At 59.2% G+C, this 21,636-nt stretch carries 19 protein-coding genes and 1 pseudogene; 8 read left to right on the forward strand and 12 right to left on the reverse strand.

What is annotated here, in order from left to right; genetic code table 11:
* Positions 1 to 264: 264 nt before the first annotated feature.
* From msrQ to QRN38_RS17960, 6 genes are all read right to left on the reverse strand, one after another.
* Positions 265 to 897 carry a protein-methionine-sulfoxide reductase heme-binding subunit MsrQ gene (gene msrQ, locus QRN38_RS17935; RefSeq protein ID WP_024665908.1) on the reverse strand — a complete coding sequence of 211 codons (633 nt, stop codon included), beginning with the start codon at positions 895 to 897 and terminating at the stop codon, positions 265 to 267.
* Complete coding sequence (gene msrP, locus QRN38_RS17940) at positions 897 to 1,910, reverse strand: protein-methionine-sulfoxide reductase catalytic subunit MsrP (RefSeq protein ID WP_057418281.1); 1,014 nt, start codon at positions 1,908 to 1,910, stop codon at positions 897 to 899. Before msrP ends, msrQ begins: the two co-directional genes overlap by 1 nt.
* A gap of 64 nt (positions 1,911 to 1,974) precedes the next feature.
* Entirely contained in the window at positions 1,975 to 2,826 is an 852-nt protein-coding gene (gene pssA, locus QRN38_RS17945) for a CDP-diacylglycerol--serine O-phosphatidyltransferase (RefSeq protein ID WP_005770492.1), read from the reverse strand.
* A 144-nt stretch (positions 2,827 to 2,970) separates the two neighbouring features.
* Positions 2,971 to 3,987, reverse strand: coding sequence for a ketol-acid reductoisomerase (gene ilvC / locus QRN38_RS17950; RefSeq protein WP_005614924.1), 1,017 nt, complete (start codon positions 3,985 to 3,987; stop codon positions 2,971 to 2,973).
* Between the two features lie 47 nt (positions 3,988 to 4,034).
* Positions 4,035 to 4,526 carry an acetolactate synthase small subunit gene (ilvN, locus tag QRN38_RS17955; protein WP_002552075.1) on the reverse strand — a complete coding sequence of 164 codons (492 nt, stop codon included), beginning with the start codon at positions 4,524 to 4,526 and terminating at the stop codon, positions 4,035 to 4,037.
* A gap of 2 nt (positions 4,527 to 4,528) precedes the next feature.
* On the reverse strand, positions 4,529 to 6,253 hold the full coding sequence (locus QRN38_RS17960; protein WP_007246092.1) for an acetolactate synthase 3 large subunit: 1,725 nt from the start codon (positions 6,251 to 6,253) through the stop codon (positions 4,529 to 4,531).
* Positions 6,254 to 6,650: 397 nt separating this feature from the next.
* On the opposite strand from QRN38_RS17960, the gene QRN38_RS17965 reads away from it, so the two are divergent.
* On the forward strand, positions 6,651 to 7,067 hold the full coding sequence (locus tag QRN38_RS17965; RefSeq protein ID WP_005770496.1) for a DUF4124 domain-containing protein: 417 nt from the start codon (positions 6,651 to 6,653) through the stop codon (positions 7,065 to 7,067).
* 9 nt (positions 7,068 to 7,076) lie between these two features.
* On the opposite strand, the gene QRN38_RS17970 is transcribed toward QRN38_RS17965, so the two are convergent.
* From QRN38_RS17970 to mrcB, 3 genes are read right to left on the reverse strand one after another with little or no spacing between them, the layout of a single operon-like run.
* A complete protein-coding gene (locus tag QRN38_RS17970; RefSeq protein WP_005770497.1) occupies positions 7,077 to 7,406 on the reverse strand; it encodes a YqcC family protein in 330 nt (109 codons plus the stop codon).
* On the reverse strand, positions 7,406 to 8,107 hold the full coding sequence (locus QRN38_RS17975) for a tetratricopeptide repeat protein (RefSeq protein ID WP_010201647.1): 702 nt from the start codon (positions 8,105 to 8,107) through the stop codon (positions 7,406 to 7,408). The genes QRN38_RS17970 and QRN38_RS17975 overlap by 1 nt, the downstream gene beginning before the upstream one ends.
* A 56-nt stretch (positions 8,108 to 8,163) precedes the next feature.
* Positions 8,164 to 10,485 (reverse strand): penicillin-binding protein 1B, encoded by a 2,322-nt coding sequence (gene mrcB, locus QRN38_RS17980; protein WP_005614914.1) that lies wholly within the window; start codon positions 10,483 to 10,485, stop codon positions 8,164 to 8,166.
* A 130-nt stretch (positions 10,486 to 10,615) separates the two neighbouring features.
* Here mrcB and QRN38_RS17985 point away from each other — a divergent pair, with 130 nt between their 5' ends.
* Positions 10,616 to 12,154, forward strand: coding sequence for a bifunctional aminoglycoside phosphotransferase/ATP-binding protein (locus QRN38_RS17985; protein WP_057418282.1), 1,539 nt, complete (start codon positions 10,616 to 10,618; stop codon positions 12,152 to 12,154).
* Positions 12,155 to 12,255: 101 nt separating this feature from the next.
* The gene (locus QRN38_RS17990) at positions 12,256 to 12,600 is read left to right on the forward strand and encodes a pentapeptide repeat-containing protein (RefSeq protein WP_007246096.1); all 345 of its coding nucleotides are present in this window, start codon (positions 12,256 to 12,258) and stop codon (positions 12,598 to 12,600) included.
* A gap of 380 nt (positions 12,601 to 12,980) precedes the next feature.
* On the opposite strand, the gene deoC is transcribed toward QRN38_RS17990, so the two are convergent.
* Positions 12,981 to 13,760 (reverse strand): deoxyribose-phosphate aldolase, encoded by a 780-nt coding sequence (gene deoC, locus QRN38_RS17995; protein WP_005770502.1) that lies wholly within the window; start codon positions 13,758 to 13,760, stop codon positions 12,981 to 12,983.
* A gap of 217 nt (positions 13,761 to 13,977) precedes the next feature.
* On the opposite strand from deoC, the gene QRN38_RS18000 reads away from it, so the two are divergent.
* Positions 13,978 to 14,310 (forward strand): Rieske (2Fe-2S) protein, encoded by a 333-nt coding sequence (locus QRN38_RS18000; RefSeq protein WP_007246097.1) that lies wholly within the window; start codon positions 13,978 to 13,980, stop codon positions 14,308 to 14,310.
* 22 nt (positions 14,311 to 14,332) lie between these two features.
* Here the strand turns inward: QRN38_RS18000 and sfsA are convergent, their stop codons facing one another.
* The gene (gene sfsA / locus QRN38_RS18005) at positions 14,333 to 15,046 is read right to left on the reverse strand and encodes a DNA/RNA nuclease SfsA (RefSeq protein WP_054090569.1); all 714 of its coding nucleotides are present in this window, start codon (positions 15,044 to 15,046) and stop codon (positions 14,333 to 14,335) included.
* Positions 15,046 to 16,218: a pyridoxal phosphate-dependent aminotransferase gene (locus tag QRN38_RS18010; RefSeq protein WP_057418283.1), complete on the reverse strand. Its 1,173-nt coding sequence runs from the start codon at positions 16,216 to 16,218 to the stop codon at positions 15,046 to 15,048. Before QRN38_RS18010 ends, sfsA begins: the two co-directional genes overlap by 1 nt.
* 349 nt (positions 16,219 to 16,567) lie before the next feature.
* Here QRN38_RS18010 and dksA point away from each other — a divergent pair, with 349 nt between their 5' ends.
* The 4 genes and pseudogenes from dksA to QRN38_RS18030 all read left to right on the forward strand — a co-directional run bounded on the left by dksA (position 16,568) and on the right by QRN38_RS18030 (position 21,628).
* Complete coding sequence (gene dksA, locus QRN38_RS18015) at positions 16,568 to 17,008, forward strand: RNA polymerase-binding protein DksA (protein ID WP_005614892.1); 441 nt, start codon at positions 16,568 to 16,570, stop codon at positions 17,006 to 17,008.
* Positions 17,009 to 17,527: 519 nt separating this feature from the next.
* A complete protein-coding gene (gluQRS, locus tag QRN38_RS18020) occupies positions 17,528 to 18,415 on the forward strand; it encodes a tRNA glutamyl-Q(34) synthetase GluQRS (RefSeq protein ID WP_007246099.1) in 888 nt (295 codons plus the stop codon).
* A gap of 98 nt (positions 18,416 to 18,513) precedes the next feature.
* A complete protein-coding gene (locus QRN38_RS18025; RefSeq protein ID WP_002552060.1) occupies positions 18,514 to 18,690 on the forward strand; it encodes a hypothetical protein in 177 nt (58 codons plus the stop codon).
* Positions 18,674 to 21,628: pseudogene (locus tag QRN38_RS18030) on the forward strand (sensor histidine kinase). The gene QRN38_RS18025 and the pseudogene QRN38_RS18030 overlap by 17 nt, the downstream one beginning before the upstream one ends.
* Positions 21,629 to 21,636: the final 8 nt, after the last annotated feature.

Here is a 21,636-nt window from a genome sequence, read left to right on the forward strand (position 1 = left end):
TTCAGAAGCTTTCAAAGTTTCCTTTGCAACTTCAACCACTTGCGCTTCGATCAACTCTGGGTTGCTCATCAGCGGGAGGCGAATTCTACAGCGTTACAACCGCGTGTCAAACTCTTTTTTCTCACCGCTGTCGATCAATCCAGACCCGACCTCCTTCCTCGCTGACTCTTTTCGTTAAACCCTTGTAAATCATTGATCTACAAGGCTTTTTCGTTTCCGTCTGCGCCGGAAGTGGGGCGAATTATAGACACCTCACAGAGCGCGTCAACCGTTATTTTGAACTTTTATCGACCCTGCCTTCGCAGCACCTCCAAGACGCGGGATTCGCCGAGCAATCATTGGGACTCTCAGTAGCAACAAGATCGCACCTATACCTGCATACAGCGCCCACTCTTTAAGGTCGGCCCTGACAATCCAGAACATATGCAGCAAACCCAGCCCCAGAATGACATAAACAAGCCGGTGCAGCTTTTTCCAACGACTGCCCAGGCGGCGCTGGCTATAACGATTGGAAGTGACCGCCAACGCCAGCAGGCCGAGGAACGCCAGCGCACCCACGATAATATAAGGACGCTTGACCAGCTCCACACCCAACTGCCCCCAATCCAGCCCAAGGATGAACAGCGCATACATCGTCATGTGCAGCACTACATAAGCAAAACACCACAACCCCAGCTGACGACGCACAACGATCCATCCCGGCCAGCCGGTCAGACGCTGCAAAGGCGTCATGGCCAGGGCAATCAGCAGCATCACCAAGGTCGCGAGCCCGAAGTTCTCTACCAGGACCTTTCCAGGATCAGGCCCCAGAGCAAAGATCCATGCCTGATAGAGCCACCAGACCGGCGCAACACAGGCAGCGAGAAAAACAGCCAGACGCCAAAACGGATAGCGCATCAATAGTCCTTCCGCAAATTCATCCCGGCATACAAGGAGCCGACCTCCTCCTCATAGCCGTTGAACATCTTCGTTTCGCGCAGATTCGGGCTGAACAGGCCACTTGGCAAGCGGCGCTCACGGGCCTGGGTCCAGCGCGGGTGGTCGACCATTGGATTGACGTTGGCATAGAAGCCATATTCGTTGGCCGCAATGCTCTGCCATGTCGTCTTAGGCTGCTCGCTGACCAGACTGATACGCACGATGGACTTCACACTCTTGAAGCCATACTTCCACGGCACTACAAGACGCAGCGGCGCGCCGTTCTGATTAGGCAATTCACGCCCGTACATGCCCACCGCAAGAATCGCCAGCGGGTTCATCGCCTCGTCCAGACGTAGCCCTTCTACGTAGGGCCAATCGATCAGGGCGAAATCCGAGCGCTGGCCGGGCATGGACTTGGCGTCTTCGAGCGTTTCAAAGCGGATGTATCTGGCTTTGGAGGTCGGTTCTACCTGCTTGAGCAGTGCCGAGATCGGAAAGCCTATCCAGGGAATCACCATCGACCAGGCTTCGACGCAGCGCAGTCGGTAGATCCGTTCCTCCAACTGATAAGGCTTCATGAAGTCTTCAAGCGCATAGCGGCCCGGCTTGCCGACTTCGCCGTCAATTACCACCGTCCACGGCTCGGTCTTCAAGGAACCAGCATTCTTCGCCGGATCGCCCTTGTCGGTGCCGAATTCATAGAAGTTGTTGTAGTGGGTCGCATCCTTGAACGGCGTGATCGCCTCGTCCTTGACGGTGACCGCCTGCCATTGAGTAGAGGGGAGTTTGTCGGCAAACCAGCCCGGTGCTTTCCCGGCCTCGACATCGGCGTAGCGGGACGCGTCTGCAGCGCTTGCCCAACGTGGCAGCGCCGTGACGGCCAGACCAGCAAGCGAGCTGGCGAGCAATGTACGTCGCGAGAGGTAGATGGATTCAGGCGTGACGTCCGACTCTTTGGAGCCCGACGCAGAAGGAAGCTTGATTAGCATGATGACTCCGCAGCCTAAGGGGAACTGATGCACCAATAGACTACGGAGTATGGTGGAAATTAGATCATTGTGAGGCTTTATGGCGACGCAATAGATACTGAATCGGTCCGGACAGGGCGTAGGCTAGGAATATCAGCAGCAGAATGCGCGGCGGGTCGCTGAATACCACGGCAAACACCAGCACCACGGCCAGAATCGCAACAAAAGGTACGCGCCCTTTCAGGTCCAGTTCCTTGAAGCTGTTGTACTTGATGTTACTGACCATCAGCATGCCGGCTGCAGCGACCAGCAAGGCCACCAGAAACGACAGCTTGGAACCCTGAATCCCGAAATCGCTAAACGCCCAGACCGTACCGGCAACAACACCTGCCGCCGCCGGGCTGGCCAGACCGATGAAGTAGCGCTTGTCAGCCTTGCCGACCTGGGTGTTGAAGCGCGCCAGACGCAACGCCGCGCCGGCCACATAGATGAAGGCGACCATCCAGCCAACCTTGCCCATGTCCCCCAGCGCCCAGCCAAATGCCAGCAGCGCCGGTGCGACACCAAAGGCAACCATGTCGGACAGGGAATCGTACTCGGCGCCAAATGCGCTCTGGGTGTTGGTCATGCGCGCAACGCGACCATCCAGCCCATCGAGGACCATGGCGACGAAGATCGCAATCGCCGCGAACGCGAAATACTTGCTCGCAGCGGCGCTATCACCGGCACTCATCGCGCTTTGCGCGCTCATGGAACTGATGATGGAGTAGAAACCCGCAAACAGATTCGCGGTGGTAAACAGGTTGGGCAGCAGATAGATACCGCGATGCCGGACCTGACGGCCTTCGGCGTCATGCCCTTCTTCTACATGTTCATCGATGGGTAGCAGACTTTCAGCGTCGGAGGCCTTGTTGGGCTCCTCGGGACGTTCGCTCATGGAGATTACCTTGCAACAGCATGAAAAGGTTCGACAGAGGCCTGCCGCGAGGGTTCGCCGGCAAACGATGCAGCTTTATACCAGAGCCTGACACATAACGAAAAAACGCGACCGATTGGCCGCGTTTTTTTGTGAAGCAAAAACTTAGTTCTTGTCTTTGTCGACGATTTTGTTCGCTGCGATCCAAGGCATCATCGAACGCAGTTTCTCGCCGATGACTTCGATGCCGTGCTCAGCGTTGTTACGACGCTTGGCGGTCATCGATGGGTAGCCGGTAGCGCCTTCGGTGATGAACATCTTCGCGTATTCACCGTCCTGGATGCGCTTCAGAGCGTTGCGCATGGCCTGACGGGATTCAGCGTTGATGACCTCAGGGCCAGTCACGTACTCGCCGTACTCGGCATTGTTGGAGATCGAGTAGTTCATGTTGGCGATGCCGCCTTCGTACATGAGGTCAACGATCAGCTTCAGCTCGTGCAGGCACTCGAAGTAAGCCATTTCTGGCGCGTAGCCCGCTTCAACCAGTGTTTCGAAACCGGCTTTGACCAGCTCGACAGTACCGCCACACAGAACAGCCTGCTCGCCGAACAGGTCGGTTTCAGTCTCGTCCTTGAAGGTGGTTTCGATGATGCCGGTACGGCCACCACCAACACCCGAAGCGTAGGACAGAGCAACGTTCTTGGCGTTGCCGGAAGCATCCTGATAAACAGCGATCAGGTCAGGAATACCGCCACCTTTGACGAACTCGGTACGCACGGTGTGGCCTGGAGCCTTCGGCGCGATCATGATCACGTCGAGGTCAGCGCGCGGCACAACCTGGTTGTAGTGAATCGCGAAACCGTGGGAGAACGCCAGTGTTGCGCCTTTTTTCAGGTTCGGCTCAACTTCGTTCTTGTACAACTGGGACTGGAACTCGTCCGGGGTCAGGATCATGACCAGGTCGGCAGCAGCAACGGCGGAAGCGACGTCAGTCACCTTCAGGCCGTGTGCTTCAGCCTTGGCGACAGTGGCCGAACCCTTGCGCAGGCCGACAGTCACGTCAACACCGGAGTCTTTCAGGTTGCACGCTTGAGCGTGGCCCTGCGAACCGTAACCGATGATGGCGACTTTCTTGCCCTGGATGATCGAAAGGTCACAGTCTTTGTCGTAGAAAACTTTCATGGAAATCCCCTGTTATCGTGGCCGTTCGGGCCATTTGCTTAATTGATTTAAATGCTCAGCACTTTGTCGCCACGGGCAATGCCCGTTACGCCACTGCGTACTGTTTCCAGGATAGCGGCGGTGCCGATGGCCTGAATGAAGCTGTCCAGTTTGTCGCTCGTGCCGCTCAGCTGCACGGTGTAGACGCTGGCGGTCACGTCGACGATCTGCCCGCGGAAGATATCCGTGGTGCGTTTGATCTCGGCACGCTGCGCGCCGGTGGCCTTGACCTTGACCAGCATCAGTTCACGCTCGATGTGAGCGCTCTCCGACAGGTCGACCAGCTTGACCACCTCGATGAGTTTGTTGAGGTTCTTGGTGATCTGCTCGATCACCTCATCATGGCCCACGGTGGTCAGCGTCAGACGCGACAGGGTCGGGTCTTCGGTTGGCGCAACCGTCAGGCTCTCGATGTTGTAGTTACGCTGCGAGAACAGACCGACTACACGAGACAACGCGCCCGGTTCGTTTTCCAGCAGTAGCGAAATGATATGGCGCATGATTATGTCCGCTCCGTCTTGCTCAACCACATATCGCGCATGGAGCCGTCCTTGATCTGCATCGGATAGACGTGCTCGCTCACATCGACCTGAATATCAAGGAACACCAGCCGGTCAGTCATGGCAAACGCTTCTTCCATCTTCGGCTTGAGATCTTTCAAATCGGTGATGCGCATGCCGACGTGGCCATAAGCCTCGACCAGCTTGACGAAGTCAGGCAGCGATTCCATGTAGGAATGCGAGTGACGCGCGCCGTAGCTCATGTCCTGCCACTGGCGAACCATGCCCAGCACACCGTTATTGAGCAGAATGATCTTCACCGGCAGGCCATATTGCAGACAGGTCGAAAGCTCCTGAATGTTCATCTGGATGCTGCCTTCACCGGTCACACAGGCAACGTGCTCGTCCGGAAAGCTCAGCTTGACGCCCATCGCCGCCGGGAAGCCAAAGCCCATGGTGCCCAGACCGCCGGAGTTGATCCAGCGGTTCGGCTTGTTGAAACGGTAGTACTGCGCAGCAAACATCTGATGCTGACCCACGTCGGAGGTCACATAGGCATCGCCCTTGGTGACTTCGCACAGTGTTTCGATCACCGCCTGCGGCTTGATGACAGTGCCATCGCCACGGTTGTACGGGAACAGATCGCCGCTACCGCGCCACTCGTCAATCTGTTTCCACCATGCAGCGACCGACGCCTTGTCAGGCGTTTCGCCGATTTCTTTCAGGGTGGCGACCATTTCGGTCAGCACGCTTTCGACAGGGCCGACGATAGGCACGTCAGCCTTGATGGTCTTGGAGATCGACGCAGGGTCAATATCGATGTGGATGATCTTGGCGTTCGGGCAGAACTTGCTCGCGCCATTGATCACCCGGTCATCGAAACGCGCGCCGACAGCCAGAATAACGTCGGTGTGGTGCATCGCAAGGTTGGCGGTATAGCTGCCGTGCATCCCGAGCATGCCGACGAACTGGCGATCGGTGCCGGGATAGCAACCCAGGCCCATCAGGGTGTTGGTCACCGGGGCATTGAGCAGTTGAGCCAGCTCGGTCAGTTGCGCCGAAGCGTTGCCCATGATCACGCCGCCACCGGCATAGATGATAGGACGCTTGGCGGCCAGGAGCATTTCCACAGCCTTGCGGATCTGGCCGGAATGACCGCGGACCGCAGGGCTGTAGGAGCGCAGCTTGGCTTTTTTCGGAAAGACGTATTCGAATTTCTCGGCCGGGTTGGTCATGTCTTTCGGAATATCCACGACCACAGGGCCGGGACGACCGGACTGCGCCAGGTAGAACGCCTTCTTCAGAATTTCCGGAATTTCCGACGGGTGCTTGATCATGAAGCTGTGCTTCACGATCGGCCGGGAGATACCGATCATGTCGGTCTCCTGGAATGCGTCGGTGCCCACCAGGGTGCTCGCTACCTGACCGGACAGAACCACCATCGGAATGGAGTCCATATACGCCGTGGCGATACCGGTAATGGCATTGGTTGCACCAGGGCCGGACGTCACCAGCACCACACCCGCCTTGCCGGTGGCGCGCGCATAGCCGTCGGCCATGTGCGTAGCCGCCTGCTCGTGACGAACAAGGATATGGCTGACGGCCGGTTCTTTGAACAGGGCATCGTAGACATGCAGGAGGGCACCACCCGGGTACCCATAGATGTGCTCAACGCCTTCGTCACGCAAAAAGCGGACGATCATTTCAGCGCCAGATAAAAGCTCCACGTTGTTCACCTCTAAAACGCCAGAATACCGCCCACTCCGGGACGGGTCTTTATAGGTTTACTGCCAGCAGAGCATGAGCGACGGTGGTCGCCGACTACGTCAGCACTGACTGAGCAAGTATTGGGAAGTCCCTGAGTGTTGCGGAACATTCCCACCCAGCGCGAGGTAACGCGTTGCGGGTGTTACAGGTCGGCGCGGGTGTGCGCCTCATGATCTACCGAGAGGGTCTGCTTCTGGCAGTCCTTCTACAGCGAACTTTGGATTGTTGTGATTCCCCCACCTCAAGTCAAGTCATCCGTGAGCTTTCTCGACAGCAAGCCTATGAAATCGCACCATTTCGGACTGAATCGCACCGATATGGTAGTTTTCGGTGTGTGCAAACCTCCAGGGACCCGACATGCATTGGAAGATTCTCGCCGCCGCGCTGGCCATCAGCGCGACCAGCCAGGCCGCCTCGATCTACAAGTGGGTCGACGCGCAGGGCGTGACGCACTTCGATGCCCGGCCGCCGACCGGCCAGCAGGTTCAGGAAATCAACGTGCAGAAGCCGCCACCCGCTTCTGCGCCGAGCAAGCCCGTGGACGATGGCGATGCACAGCAGCGCGCCATCGACCAGAAAGTCAAAAGTCAGGTGAAGGCTCAGGAAGCTAAGCGTGCGGAAAACTGCGAGACCCTGCGCACCAATCTCGCGCAGCTGCAGAATAATCCGCGAGTGCGCGAGCAGGTAGGCGGCGAATCGAAGCGTCTGACGGAAGAAAACCGCAAGACGCGTATCGAAGAAACCGAGAAAGCCATTGGCGAGCTATGTCGCTAGCCGACACGATCAGCGTGCCGCAATAATCAACTGATCGAATCGGGCCAGATGCTGTTGCAGCAACCGGGCCTCGCTCTGGCGTCCGGCATAGACCATCTCGGCCATTTCCAGAATGCCGGATGCATTGGGCAGCGGCAGGTCGTTTTCGAGAATGATCTTCATGCGCGGCAGGAAGATCCATTGCAGCCACTGCGCAAACTCAAGCGTGTCAACGCTGAACGGCTCCTGACTGGCAAGTGCCTGCTCGCTGGGCGGTGTGGCATCCCACCAGCCCAGGGTGCGCAATTCGCGCTCGATCAACAGCAATTGCTCGGCAACTTCAGGTAAGCGTACGTCCATCAGCGAGCCTTTTGACGAGCCAGCGCAGCACCGGCCGCATCACCCTGCTTTTCGCGAGACTGAGCGATCAACCCCCACAGGCTGGCTTGAAGGCTGGCACGCCCATTGGCGTACGTCAGACCGCGACGGGCCAATTGTTCAGCCTGGGCGGCATCGCCCTGAGCCAGACGCACCTGGGCCAGACGATAAAGCACCTGAGGCTCGCGCGGCGCAACACGCTGGGCGCGCTCAAGGCTGGAGGACGCACCGTTGAGGTCGCCGCTGCCTTGCTGTTGCTGCGCCGTGGTCAACAAGGCCAGTACCGGGCCATCAAGCTGTTCGTCTTCAGACAGACCGCCGCCGCTGGACGGGATCCCGGTCGGTGCAGACGCAGCCGGCATGCTGTAGCTGTTATTCACCGGAGCCGGATTGATCGGCGCCTGATTGACAGGCGCTGCGTCGACAGGCGGCGTATTGACGCTGAACGGGGCCTGACTGGCCGGTGCAGAGAAGCTTTCCCCTGCACCCGCACCCGCCGCGCCCGGCACCATCACCACCACGCCATTATCCTGCGGTACAGCTTGCGGCTGTTGCTGAACAGGGGCGGTGCTTCGATAAGTACCGTTGCGCGACGCTGCTGCACGCTCGCTATTGGACACCTTGGAGCTCGAATCCACGACCGGAATCGAGCCACGTTCCACACTGGCGCAGCCGTTCAGCAAGGCCAGTGTCGTTAAAGCTGGAATCCACCATTTATTCACTTGAAAACCTCGATTGCCTAGTTCAACCAACCCTTGACCCAGTCCATCACCTCAGTGGCAGGTGCCGGAGCGCCGCCGCATGTTGCGCCGGGCTGGGGTTCACTGCCGCGAATATACGGCATCTGCACTGCATTCGGGCAGCTGGCGTCCGAACCCTGACCGGTCTGTGCATCGACCCACGCCTGAACGACGTTGTCCGGCATCGCCATGTCGAGCGGCAGCGGGTTGGCCTTGCGCATGAAGCTGGTCCAGACCTGCAAGGCACCGGTAGCGCCGGTAAACGGAGTCTTACCGTTATCGTCGCGACCCATCCACACCACGGCAAGCAGATCCTGACTGAAACCTGCGAACCAGCTGTCGCGCGAGTCATTACTGGTGCCGGTCTTGCCCGCCAGGTTCAGCGAGCTCGGCAATACGCTGTAAACAGATTTGCCCGTGCCTTCACGCATGACCCGCTGCATCGCGTTCTGCACCAGATAAATGGCACCCGGATCGAAACGCTGCTCGATCTTGAACGGATAACGCTTGAGCGGCTCACCTTCGGCAGTCAGCACACTGCGGATGCCACGCATCGGCGTATTGAACCCGCCACTGGCGATGGTCTGATACATAGTGGCGACTTCCATCGGGCTCAAGCCGCCCGCGCCCAGCAGCATCGACGGGTAGGCAGGCCACTCACGGGTCACGCCCAGTTTGGCCAGTGTCTTGAAGACCGTCGGAATGCCCAGCTCAAGACCCAGCTTGGCAGTCGACAGGTTGTAAGAGTGCGCCAGCCCCTGATACAGAAAGATATTGCCATGGGACTTGTGATCGTAGTTCTGCGGCTTCCAGATCTGGCCATCAGCGCCCTTGACCTGAAAGAGTTCGTCGGCAATCCAGCTGGTCAGCGTGTATTGGCTTGGACGCTCCAGCGCCGTCAGGTAAATAGCCGGCTTGACCAGCGAACCAATCGGCCGCACCGCATCGATCGCCCGGTTGAAACCGGAGAAACCCGCCTCGCGACCACCGATCAGCGCCTGCACTTCGCCGGTCTCCGGGTTGGTGACGACCATCCCCGCTTCTACCTCATCGACACCCTTGCGCCCGGCCAGCTTTTTGAACGTGTCGTCCATGGCAGCCTGGGATTTCATCTGCAGAATCGGATCGAAGCTGGTGAAGATCCGCAGCCCTTCTTCGGTCAAGTCTTCGTCGCGGTAGTCTTCGCGTAGCTGGCGCTTGACCAGATCGAGGAAGGCCGGGAACGAGCTGTCAGCCAGCGTGCCGGTTTTGGTCACACCCAGTGGCAATTTCTTGGCCGCCGCCACCACTTCGGGCGTGGCAACGCCTTGCTGCTCAAACAGATCGAGTACAAGGTTGCGGCGCTCCATCGCACGTTCAGGGTTGCGACGTGGATTGTAGAAGGACGGCCCTTTGACCAGCCCGACCAGCATCGCTACCTGGTGAATTTTCAGCTCGGATAGCGGTTGACTGAAGAAATACTGACTGGCCAGACCAAAGCCATGAACTGCGCGCTGACCATCCTGGCCAACGAACACTTCATTGAGATAAGCCTCGAGGATTTCCTGCTTGCTGTAATGAATTTCCAGCAAGACCGCCATCATCGCCTCAGTCAGCTTGCGGCTCAGGCTGCGCTCGTTGGTCAGGTAGAAGTTCTTCACCAACTGTTGAGTCAGCGTACTGCCGCCCTGGCGCATCTGGCCCTGCGAGGTATTGACCCAGATCGCACGGGCAATGGACTTGGGTGACACACCGAAGTGGTGATAAAAATCCCGGTCCTCTACTGCCACCAGCCCGTCGAGCAGATACGGCGGTGCCTGATCAAGCTTGATGAGGATTCGGTCTTCCAGATTTTTCGGGTACAAGCCACCGATCAGCAACGGCTCGAGCCGCGCCACGGCAAGCTTGGCACCGTTGCCGGAAGACAGGTCGGCAACCGAATCGCCAGCGAAACGTACGCGCACCTGCTGTGCTGCGTCCGTGCCCTCGTAGAACTGGAAGCCACGCGTATTAAGATCGACGGTATTGCCATTAACCGCCGCAGCACCTGGGCCATTGGCCACGCTTTCGCGGCGATAACCCAGCGCGTCGAGCTCAATAAGGAAGTCATCGCGGCTCAGCTTCTGCCCGACGAACAGCTCCAGCGGCCGCGCATAAACCTTGGCCGGAATGGTCCAGCGCTTGCCGGAGAATTTCTCCTGAACAATCGCATCAAGGTAGATGGCCAGGCCGCCCAGCAGAACCAGGCCGACAATACCGAGCTTCAACGCCCAGCCCAGCCACTTGTTCAGGCTGCGGGGAGGTTGTTTTTTAGGGGAACGAGAGGTGCGGGATCGAGTCATGGGCGCGGATTATACGCACTTTACCGAGGATCGACAGACGCCCGAGTCAGCGGTTTGCAGCCTTGCGCCAAGCGGCCATAATAGCCGCATCAAGTACTTACATTTTGAACACATTCCTGAAGGATCGTCCGTGAGCCAGTCTTTGATCGCAGCCCTGCAGAACCCTGCCCTCTTCCCTCATCCGGTGGAGAGCTTTCAGGTCATCGAAACGCACATTTCGTGGGTTCTGCTGACGGGTCCCTATGCCTACAAATTCAAAAAGCCGATGAACTTCGGTTTTCTGGATTTCACCACGCTGGCCCTGCGCGAGCATTTCTGCCAGGAAGAGCTACGCCTGAACAAGCGCCTGACCGACGATATGTATCTGGAAGTCCTGCCGATCACCGGCACGGCCCAAGCACCACAACTGGGCGGCGACGGCGAGGTCATCGAGTACGCCCTGAAGATGAAGCAGTTCTCGCAGGACGGCCTGCTGAGCACGTTGCAGGCCAATGGCGAGCTGACCACCGCGCACATCGATGAACTGGCACGCCAGATCGCCGATTTCCACCTCGATTCGCCACATGTCACTGCAGAAAGCGAACTGGGCTCGCCTGACAGCGTCATGGCTCCGGTCGTACAGAACTTTGAGCAGATTCGCCCACTGATCAGCGAAAAATCAGATCTGGAGCAGCTCGATGCCCTGCAGGCGTGGGCCGAGTCGAGCTTTGAGCGCCTCAAGCCACTGCTGGCTCAACGCAAGGCCGATGGATTCATCCGTGAATGCCATGGCGACATCCATTTGGGCAACGCCACGGTGATCGACGGCAAGGTTGTGCTGTTCGACTGCATCGAATTCAACGAGCCGTTCCGCAAGACCGACGTGTATGCCGACATCGGCTTTCTGGCAATGGACCTTGAAGACCGAGGCCTCAAATCGCTTTCCCGCCGCCTTGTCAGCCAGTATCTGGAAGTGACGGGCGACTACGTCGGCCTGGAACTGTTGAATTTCTACAAGGCCTACCGCGCAATGGTCCGTGCCAAGGTGGCTTTGTTCAGCCAGCCTGCTGACGCCGACGGCGTGCAACGCGCGGCAACACTGCGCCAATATCGCAACTACGCCAATCTGGCCGAGAGCTACAGCGCTATCCCTTCGCGGTTTCTGACCATTACTCACGGCGTCTCTGCGGTCGGCAAAAGTCATGTCGCCATGCGCCTGGTGGAATCACTGGGGGCGATCCGCCTGCGTTCGGATATCGAGCGCAAGCGCTTGTTTGCCGAGGGCGGCGAAGACCTGTACGGCGACGAGGCCAGCAGCGCAACCTATGCACGCCTTCATGAACTGGCCGGCAAAACGTTGCGCGCCGGCTTCTCGGTGGTGATCGACGCCACTTACCTCAAGCGTGAGCAACGCGATGCCGCCGCGAAAGTAGCCGAAAACACCGGCGTGCCGTTTCTGATCCTCGATTGCGAAGCACCACAGGCGGTGATTGCCAGTTGGCTTGCGCAGCGTCAGGCGCAGAACAACGACCCTTCCGATGCAACGCTGCAAGTGATCGAGGCTCAACAGGCCAGCCGTGAGCTTCTTTCTGCAGACGAAATTCTGTGCAGCAAGAAAGTGGCGACCAACATTGGCAGCGATCTGGACAGCCTTGTCGACAACCTGCGCCAACGTTTGCCAGGTCTCTGAAACCAACGCATGGCCGTTTAGCGGGTAATGCTTCACGGCCTGACAGTGATGGCGATATACTGGCGCCATAATTCCAACGCAATCACAAGCACGAGGCCATCATGAGCCAGCCCAAACAGATCGACTCACCCCTTTATATGCTGCTGCGCCAGGATGATGTCGAAGGTTTCAATCAGGAAAAACCGCGAACCGGCACGATCGACATGACCGGCGGCGACTTTCGAGGGCTGGACCTGCGCGCGCTGGACACAACAGGTATCGATTTCACCGACGCCTACTTTCGCTCCGCCGACCTTCGCGGCCTGGACTTGCGCCATATCCCGATGGAAGGTGCAAGCATCGCCCACGCACAGATCTCCGGCGTATTCTTCCCGGCCGAGCTCTCGGCTGACGAGATACTGATGTCGGTAAACTTCGGGACGCGCCTGCGCTATCGCAGCCACTGAAACTGAAACCGTAAAAACGTTGCAGCCTGCATGCGCAAAGCATGACGGGCTGGCGATGTGTTGCTGATCACCACCCCTCTTGCTTCCTGCATCCCTTCTGAATGTGCAGCCTCTGCGCTTTGTCAGCCGCCTGCGGCGCCACCCGTTTGTGTCAATTGCAGCTCAAGGCCAGTCAACCGCCAGCACGCCGAAGCCGTCCAAAAGAAATGTTGACTTACAAATGAGAATCGTTATGATTATCACATCCGGTCGCGAGACTGGACGGTAACTGAAAGACCTTGGTTCGGACTTTCAGATTATCTCCTCATCAGGCTAATCACGGTTTTTGACCCGGCTCTTTGCCGGGTCTTTTTTTGCCTGTCTGAAAAGCGACCAAACCCTCAAAAGCCGCTGCTGCTAGCTTCGAGCAGGCCCAGCCTTGCCAGCAAATCGTCCAGCAAACTGGAGCCACCCAGCCGCACCCGCCTGATATTGACCCACTGCGGCCCGAAACGGCCACGGGCCATAGCCATGTACGCGCGCGCCTCTTCAAAGGTGCGAAGCCCGCCCGCGACTTTGAGCCCGGCCTGCCCGCCGACATCAGCCAGGGCTCCCAGCATGATCCGTGCAGCCTGTGGCGTGACATGAACGGCTGCCTTGCCGGTGCTGGTCTTGATGAAGTCAGCGCCCGACGCAATCGCATCGCGACAGGCGTCGAGGATCATTTGTGAGTCACGCAGGTCACCGGTTTCAAGCGTCGCCGTCAACGTTGCGCGTCCGCTGCATAACTTCGCACAGGTAGCGAGCAATTCCATACCGGTCTGCCGGTCACCGCCCAGCAGCGCGCGGAACGGATAGACAACATCGATTTCGTCAGCCCCGGACATCAGGGCTGAGCGCACCTCGGAGGCCACCAAATCGACGTTGCTGCCGCCATGCGGGAAGTTGACGACGGCCACCACTTTTATATCCCTCGCGTACATGCGGTCCAGGGTCGTTCGCGCCAGGCACACGAAGCGCTGCTGGACACAAACGGCAGCGACAGGTCCCACGGGCGTCCACGCGCGCTGGCAGACACCGACAATACGCTGCTCGGTATCATCGATATTGAGGGCGAACAGCTCCAGCAACTCTATGGCCTTGCGCGCCAGTCGCTCATCATCTGCCGTCAGTTCTTTCATGTAATCGCGCTCCTTAAACCATGAGCGGGACGATATAGGGCTTGGCGCGCCAACAAGCGCCGGCCGGTCACTGCGGGAAGAGAGCTACGCAAATACCGGAAACGTCCGACTCCGCTCGGATTAGGCAATGCGCATGATGCGCTTGCGCGCAGCAGCCCGCATAAGCTGTCAAACTGAGCGGGCCGAGCACCGGCCGTAAAAAACATCTGGAGGCGTCTTGAAATTCCTTTGCGCATCGAGTCACCTGCCCGAAGCCCGGAGCAGAGGTTTCGAGCTGGGTGAACACAAGCTGTTGGCGGTACGTCGCTTGGGAACAGTGTTCATCTACAAAAACCGCTGCCCACACCGAGGCATTGCGCTGGAATGGCAGCCAGACCAGTTTCTGGACAGCAGCGCGAGCCTGATCCAGTGCGCCATGCACGGGGCGCTGTTTTTGATCGAAAGCGGCGAATGCGTAGCAGGGCCTTGCGAAGGTCAATCATTGACCGCGCTGGAATGCCGCGAGGATGGCGAGGGAATCTGGGCATCGCTGCCCGACGACGATAACTGACAGACCATGCCGCGCCCTCGCCTCAATCCGGCCAGTGCACCTCGAGACGCCGGTCGATATATACCGCTTCTGGCGTCAACTGCACCCCATACGCGAGGATCTGCACGCCGGCATCGACCGCTTCGCGTAGTGCAGCGGCGTACGCCGGGTCGATCTCTTTGGCCGGGCGCACAGCCTCTATGCCCGTGAGATTGACGCAGTACAGCAACACCGCTCGCACGCCTTCACGGGCCAGCGTAGCCAGTTCGCGAAGGTGCCGCGCCCCACGCTGGGTGACCGCGTCGGGAAACGCTGCCACCGCAGAGTCGGCGAAACCCAGGGTCACACTTTTTACCTCCAGGTACAGGTAGCCGTCCGGGTATTCCAGACGAAAGTCCACACGGCTTTTTTCCTGCCCGTAGGCCACCTCACGCTTGAGCGCTGTAAACCCCTCAAGTTCGCGGATCACCCCGGCGCGCAATGCTTCTTCGACCAGCGTATTGGCCCGTCCGGTATTGATACAGGCCAAGCGGCCTTGCGGCGTCTCGCTGATTTCCCAAGTGCCCGGCAGCTTGCGCTTGGGGTCATTGGAGCGACTGAACCATACCCGCCCACCGGGCATCATGCAGTTGAGCATCGAGCCGGTGTTGGGGCAGTGAATGGTCAGCAACTCACCGCTGTCGGTTTCGATATCAGCCAGAAAGCGCTTGTAGCGCACCAGCAGGCGACCCTGTTCGAGCTCTGGGAAAAAACGCATCAGGCCCTCCAGCTACGCAAGCCACGAGCAATTCGCTCAACCGCCTGCTCCAGGCGTGGCAGGCTTTGCGTGTAAGCGAACCGTACATGATGCCCCGCCTGGAAACGGCCAAAGTCCAGACCGGGCGTAAAGGCGACGTGCTCGGTTTCCAGAAAATGTTTGCAGAACGCGAAGGCATCGCCGCCAAATGCTGAAATATCGGCATACAAATAGAACGCCCCTTCTGGCTCGACGGCAATGCCGAAACCCAGTTCCCGCAGGGCTGGCAGAAGAAAATCCCGACGACGACCGAATTCGGCGCGGCGCTGCTCCAGAATCGCCAGCGTCTGCGGCTCGAAACACGCTAGCGCGGCATATTGCGCCATGCTAGGAGCACTGATGTAGAGGTTCTGCGCCAGTTTTTCGAGATCGGCCACCGCCTCCGGTGGCGCAACCAGCCACCCCAGGCGCCAGCCAGTCATGCCGAAATATTTTGAAAAGCTATTAAGGACGAACGCTTCGTTGTCCACCTCCAGCACGCTGCTGGCGTCCACACCATAGGTCAGGCCGTGGTAGATCTCGTCCACCACGAGGTGACCGTTGCGGGCTTTGAGCGCGCTGGACAGCGCCGCCAGTTCATCACGCGTCAACAGGGTGCCGGTGGGGTTGGCGGGCGATGCCACCAATGCGCCCACGCTGTTCGGGTTCCAGTGACTCGCGACCAGCTCGGGGGTCAATTGATAACGTTCCTGCGGGCCGACCGGCACCAGTTGCGCCTCGCCTTCGATCAAGCGCAAAAAGTGTCGATTGCACGGGTAACCCGGATCGGCCAGTAACCAGTGCTTGCCCGGATCGACCAGCAGGCTGCTGGCCAGCAACAGGGCTCCGGAGCCACCCGGCGTGACCAGAATTCGCTGCGGATCGATATCGAGCTGGTAGCGCTGGGCGTAGAACCCGGCAATCGCTTCGCGCAGTTGTGGCAGGCCGCGGGCGGCGGTATAGCGGGTCTTGCCGTCTGCCAGCGCCGCCTGTCCTGCCTTGATGATCGGCTCTGCGGTAGTGAAGTCGGGCTCGCCAATTTCAAGGTGAATGACATCATGACCTGCCGCCTGCAACTCATTGGCACGCGCCAGCAACGCCATGACATGAAAGGGTTCGATGGCGCGACTGCGAGCGCTGTAGGGCTGGGTCATGGGTATTCCTTTATTGGCGCGAGCATCAAAAACATGATTGTCATGACAACGACGCATGATTCTACCTAACCGCCTGCCCGGAGGTGCGTTCACAGGGTGAAAAACCGGTCGTAGAACACTGGATAAAAGAAAGCTACGACGGTCCACAGCAGCTAGAGTTCATTTAAGTGAAGCGCAGATGCGAAATGGCCATCTCGGCGAGCAGACCGGGTCCTCATGCTCGACAACCGGGAGTAGCGCACTCCGATTTGATCTGGTAAGTTCGCCCGCTTGCAGCTGCAGGGCCGACGGGTGTCGGTGATGGAACAATCCTGCGCAATTGATTAGAAGAGTGAGAGGCGGTCCATACATGCCCACCCCAGAAAAGCAACAGAACCATCTAATCGGCGGCTTTGAACCCTATGTAGCGACAAAGGGCGAAGAGTACATGAGCGAGCCCATGCGCGCGCACTTCACCAAGATCCTGAACAAGTGGAAGCAGGACTTGATGCAAGAGGTCGACCGAACGGTGGATCACATGAAGGACGAAGCTGCCAATTTCCCTGATCCGGCCGATCGTGCCAGCCAGGAAGAGGAATTCAGCCTTGAACTCCGTGCCCGTGACCGCGAGCGCAAGCTGATCAAGAAGATCGACAAGACGCTGCAATTGATCAAGGACGAAGAATACGGCTGGTGCGAATCCTGCGGCGTAGAGATCGGCATCCGCCGTCTCGAAGCACGCCCGACTGCCGACCAGTGCGTCGATTGCAAGACCCTTGCTGAAATCAAGGAAAAACAGGTCGGTAAATGACCTGAGGCCTGCCTTGAACCAGAAAAGACGCTTAGGCGTCTTTTTTTGTGCTCGCTCCAGCGTGGATTATCGTACCGACGCCCTGCGTCGCATGCAGTTCTGGACGCTCCGCGTCCGGTCTTGAGCTTGGGATGCCTGAGATTCAGGCTCGACTTGAGTCACCTTTTCGCCCCTCGGCGACCTACTTTGATGGGGCCAAAGTAGGCAAAGCCCCCCGCTCCGTTTCCGGCCCGACTTCGTCGGGTTCCTTCGCCCTGTCACTGATCCGGGGGTCGCCGCAACGGGCCATCCTTGGCCCGGTGCGGCTTGCTCGGCGTCCTGCCTCGCATCCCCCGGATCAGCGACAGGACTCAGCCGTCACTTACGTCGCACTCTGCGTCGTCAGTGCCATCGCGACAGAAAAGCGCTTTTTTATAGGCAGTGACGACGCACAGGGCATGGCGTTGTGTTGCAGCATAACGTGGCGACCCACCGCGTTTCGCTTGCCCACTCAAGCTAGCCACCCGTAACATCCCGCCCATGAAAAAACCGGCCTATATCGGGCGCTTTGCGCCGACTCCCAGTGGTTATCTGCATTTTGGCTCGCTGGTCGCAGCGCTGGCGTCTTATCTGGATGCCCGTGCGGTGGGCGGTCAGTGGCTGTTGCGCATGGAAGACCTCGACCCTCCGCGCGAGGTGGCTGGCGCGCAAGTGGCGATTCTTGAAACACTCGAGCGCTATGGCTTTGAATGGGACGGCGAGATGGTCCGGCAAAGCGAGCGCCATGACGCCTACGCCGATATTCTTCAACGCTGGTTCAATCATGGCCTGGCCTATGCCTGCACCTGCTCGCGCAAGCAGCTCGAGGCCTTTGAAGGCGTGTACCCCGGTTTCTGCCGCGATGCAGGGCATGCGGCGGAGAACGCTGCTATCCGCATTCGCGTGCCGGAGCTGGAGTATCGTTTCGAGGACCGGGTTCAGGGCACATTCCACATGCACCTTGGGCGCGAAAGCGGCGACTTCGTGATCCGCAGGCGCGACGGTCTGTATGCCTATCAACTCGCCGTCGTCATCGATGACGCCTGGCAAGGTGTCACCGATATCGTGCGCGGTGCCGATCTTCTCGACTCCACCCCCCGCCACTTGTATCTGCAGGAATTGCTGGGCCTGCCCCAGCCGCGATACCTGCATGTACCGTTGATTACCCAGCCGGACGGTCACAAGCTCGGTAAATCCTATCGCTCCCCGCCTTTGCCTGCCGATCAGGCGACACCGCTCCTGCTGCGGGCGCTGCGAGCACTGGGGCAACCGGTCGACGCGCACATGGCCGATGGCACCGCGCAAGAAGTGCTTGCCTGGGGTATCCGGCACTGGAATGCTTCGCTCATACCGCGACAGCGCACTATTGAAGAAGCCCGGATAGCCTGATCCAGAGCGGTCGCTGCAAACTGCGATGCAAGGATGCTTGCAGGTTGTCCGGCATCCGTTAACATGCCGCTCCTCATCTACCAGCGCAGGGAGACCAGATGTACATTTACCGGTTGGTTTTGCTTCTGGTGGTAGGCATTTATCTGTTTTCTCCGGCCATCATGGACTGGTGGATCGACGCGACCGGCGCCTGGTATCGGCCCTACATGCTGTGGCTGATCCTGATCGTGGTGACTTTCATTCTGCAGAGCCAGCGAGATGCCGATGAGCTTTAGCCTGACGCAGATGCTGCTGGTCAGCGCCGCTTATCTGCTGGTGCTGTTCGGTGTGGCCTGGATCAGCGAGCGCGGGCTGATTCCGCGCTGGATCATTCGCCACCCTCTGACCTACACCCTGTCGCTCGGTGTATACGCCAGCGCTTGGGCGTTCTACGGCACGGTCGGTCTGGCCTACCAGTATGGCTACGGCTTTCTGTCCAGCTACCTCGGGGTTTCCGGGGCGTTTCTGCTCGCGCCAGTGCTGCTATACCCGATCCTGAAAATTACCCGCACCTATCAGTTGTCATCGCTGGCCGACCTGTTCGCCTTCCGCTTTCGCAGCACCTGGGCCGGCGCGCTGACCACGGTGTTCATGCTGATCGGCGTGCTGCCGTTGCTGGCCTTGCAGATTCAGGCCGTGGCCGACTCCATCGGCATCCTGACCCGCGAACCCGTGCAAGACCGCGTCGCCGTGGCATTTTGCGCGTTGATCACCCTGTTCACGATCTTCTTTGGCTCGCGACACATCGCAACCCGTGAGAAGCACGAAGGCCTGGTGTTCGCCATCGCCTTTGAATCGCTGATCAAGCTGATCGCCATGGGTGGCGTCGGGCTGTATGCCTTGTATGGCGTGTTCGACGGCCCGCAACAGCTCGAGTTGTGGCTGTTGCAGAATCAGACCGCCCTCGCCTCGCTGCACACACCGTTGCAGGAAGGCCCATGGCGCACGCTGCTACTGGTGTTCTTCGCCTCAGCCATCGTCATGCCGCACATGTACCACATGACCTTCACGGAAAACCTCAACCCGCGCTCGCTGGTCAGTGCCAGTTGGGGGTTGCCGCTGTTCCTGCTGTTGATCAGCCTGGCCGTGCCGCTGATTCTGTGGGCCGGGCTCAAGCTGGGTGCCACCACCAGCCCGGAATATTTCACCCTCGGAATCGGTATCGCCGCCAACAGCAAGTCGCTGGCCTTGCTGGCCTATGTCGGCGGGCTTTCGGCCGCCAGCGGGCTGATTATCGTCACCACCCTGGCGTTGTCGGGCATGGCGCTCAACCACCTGGTGCTGCCGCTTTATCAGCCACCGGCTGAAGGCAATATCTATCGCTGGCTGAAGTGGACCCGACGCGGCCTGATAGTAGCGATTATCACGTTGGGTTACGGCTTCTACCTGATGCTGGGCGCCCAACAGGATCTGGCCAATCTGGGCATCGTGGCTTTCGTGGCAACCCTGCAGTTCCTGCCGGGCGTGCTGTCAGTGCTGTACTGGCCGACCGCCAACCGGCGTGGCTTCATTGCCGGCCTGCTGGCCGGGATCAGCGTCTGGGCGGTCAGCATGTTGCTGCCGCTGATCGGCAATCTGCAAGGCTTCTATATTCCCTGGCTGAACATGATCTACGTGCTGGACGACACCAGTTGGCACATGGCAGCTATCGCGTCGCTCGCAGCCAACGTGCTGCTGTTTACCCTGATCTCGCTGTTCACCAACGCCAGCCCCGAAGAAGTCAGCGCCGCCGAGGCCTGCGCCGTCGACAACATGCGTCGCCCGCAACGCCGCGAGCTGCATGCGGTTTCGCCTCAGGAGTTCGCCACCCAACTGGCCAAGCCGTTGGGCGCGAAAGCCGCACAGAAAGAAGTCGAACAGGCGCTGCGCGACCTCTATCTGCCGTTCGACGAGCGCCGCCCTTATGCGTTGCGCCGCCTGCGTGACCGGATCGAAGCCAACCTGTCCGGGCTGATGGGGCCAAGCGTCGCCCAGGACATGGTCGAAACCTTCCTGCCGTACAAGTCCGGCAGCGAAAAATACGTCACTGAAGACATACATTTCATCGAAAGCCGGCTTGAGGACTACCACTCGCGCCTGACCGGCCTGGCCGCCTAGCTCGACGCCTTGCGCCGCTACCACCGTCAGACGCTGCAAGAACTACCGATGGGCGTCTGCTCGCTGGCCGAAGATCAGGAGATCCTGATGTGGAACCGGGCCATGGAAGAACTGACCGGAATCGTCGCCCAACGGGTGGTCGGCTCGCGCCTGGACACCATTGCCGAACCCTGGAAAGGCCTGCTGACCGGTTTCACCAGCCTTCCCGATGAGCATTTGCACAAGCAGAAGCTCGGGCTGGACGGGCAGACCCGCTGGCTGAACCTGCACAAAGCGGCCATCAACGAGCCACTCGCGCCAGGCAACAGCGGGCTGGTCGTGCTGGTCGAAGACCTCACCGACACTCAGATGCTCGAAGACAAACTGGTGCATTCGGAACGCCTGGCCAGCATCGGCCGCCTGGCGGCAGGCGTGGCGCACGAGATTGGCAACCCGATCACCGGCATTGCCTGCCTTGCGCAGAACCTGCGTGAAGAGCGCGAAGAAGACGGCGAACTGAAAGAAATCAGCAGCCAGATCCTCGAGCAGACCAAACGTGTGTCGCGCATCGTTCAGTCACTGATGAGCTTCGCCCACGCAGGCGCGCACCAGCACAGCGACGAAGCCGTCTGTCTGGCCGAAGTGGCCCAGGATGCCATTGGTCTGCTGGCCCTTAACCGGCGCAATTTCGAAGTGCACTTCTATAACCTGTGCAACCCCGAGCATTGGGCCGTTGGCGATCCGCAGCGGTTGGCACAGGTGCTGATCAATCTGCTCTCCAACGCGCGCGATGCTTCCCCGGCAGGCAGCGCCGTGCGGGTCAGAAGCGAAGCATCCGAGCACACTGTGGACCTCATCGTCGAAGACGAAGGCAGTGGGATTTCAAAGGCAATCATGGACAGATTGTTCGAGCCGTTCTTCACCACCAAGGACCCTGGCGAGGGAACCGGACTTGGCCTTGCGCTGGTCTATTCCATCGTTGAAGAGCATTATGGACAAATCACCATCGACAGCCCGGCAGATCCCGAGCAACAGCGTGGTACCCGTATTCGGGTGACCTTGCCACGCCATGTCGACGCGACGTCCACCGCGAACTGAGACCGTCG

The organism is Pseudomonas sp. CFBP2511 (genome assembly GCF_030209255.1).
Taxonomy (GTDB): domain Bacteria; phylum Pseudomonadota; class Gammaproteobacteria; order Pseudomonadales; family Pseudomonadaceae; genus Aquipseudomonas; species Aquipseudomonas avellanae.

Excerpts from the sequence above, each read along its gene's own strand:
- pssA (WP_005770492.1), bottom strand. The coding sequence starts at position 2,826 with ATGAGCGAACGTCCCGAGGAGCCCAACAAGGCCTCCGACGCTGAAAGT.
- ilvC (WP_005614924.1), bottom strand. The coding sequence starts at position 3,987 with ATGAAAGTTTTCTACGACAAAGACTGTGACCTTTCGATCATCCAGGGC.
- msrQ (WP_024665908.1), bottom strand. The coding sequence starts at position 897 with ATGCGCTATCCGTTTTGGCGTCTGGCTGTTTTTCTCGCTGCCTGTGTT.
- mrcB (WP_005614914.1), bottom strand. The coding sequence starts at position 10,485 with ATGACTCGATCCCGCACCTCTCGTTCCCCTAAAAAACAACCTCCCCGC.
- QRN38_RS17965 (WP_005770496.1), top strand. The coding sequence starts at position 6,651 with ATGCATTGGAAGATTCTCGCCGCCGCGCTGGCCATCAGCGCGACCAGC.
- QRN38_RS18025 (WP_002552060.1), top strand. The coding sequence starts at position 18,514 with ATGTACATTTACCGGTTGGTTTTGCTTCTGGTGGTAGGCATTTATCTG.
- QRN38_RS18010 (WP_057418283.1), bottom strand. The coding sequence starts at position 16,218 with ATGACCCAGCCCTACAGCGCTCGCAGTCGCGCCATCGAACCCTTTCAT.
- QRN38_RS17970 (WP_005770497.1), bottom strand. The coding sequence starts at position 7,406 with ATGGACGTACGCTTACCTGAAGTTGCCGAGCAATTGCTGTTGATCGAG.
- sfsA (WP_054090569.1), bottom strand. The coding sequence starts at position 15,046 with ATGCGTTTTTTCCCAGAGCTCGAACAGGGTCGCCTGCTGGTGCGCTAC.
- deoC (WP_005770502.1), bottom strand. The coding sequence starts at position 13,760 with ATGAAAGAACTGACGGCAGATGATGAGCGACTGGCGCGCAAGGCCATA.
- ilvN (WP_002552075.1), bottom strand. The coding sequence starts at position 4,526 with ATGCGCCATATCATTTCGCTACTGCTGGAAAACGAACCGGGCGCGTTG.
- gluQRS (WP_007246099.1), top strand. The coding sequence starts at position 17,528 with ATGAAAAAACCGGCCTATATCGGGCGCTTTGCGCCGACTCCCAGTGGT.
- dksA (WP_005614892.1), top strand. The coding sequence starts at position 16,568 with ATGCCCACCCCAGAAAAGCAACAGAACCATCTAATCGGCGGCTTTGAA.
- msrP (WP_057418281.1), bottom strand. The coding sequence starts at position 1,910 with ATGCTAATCAAGCTTCCTTCTGCGTCGGGCTCCAAAGAGTCGGACGTC.
- QRN38_RS17990 (WP_007246096.1), top strand. The coding sequence starts at position 12,256 with ATGAGCCAGCCCAAACAGATCGACTCACCCCTTTATATGCTGCTGCGC.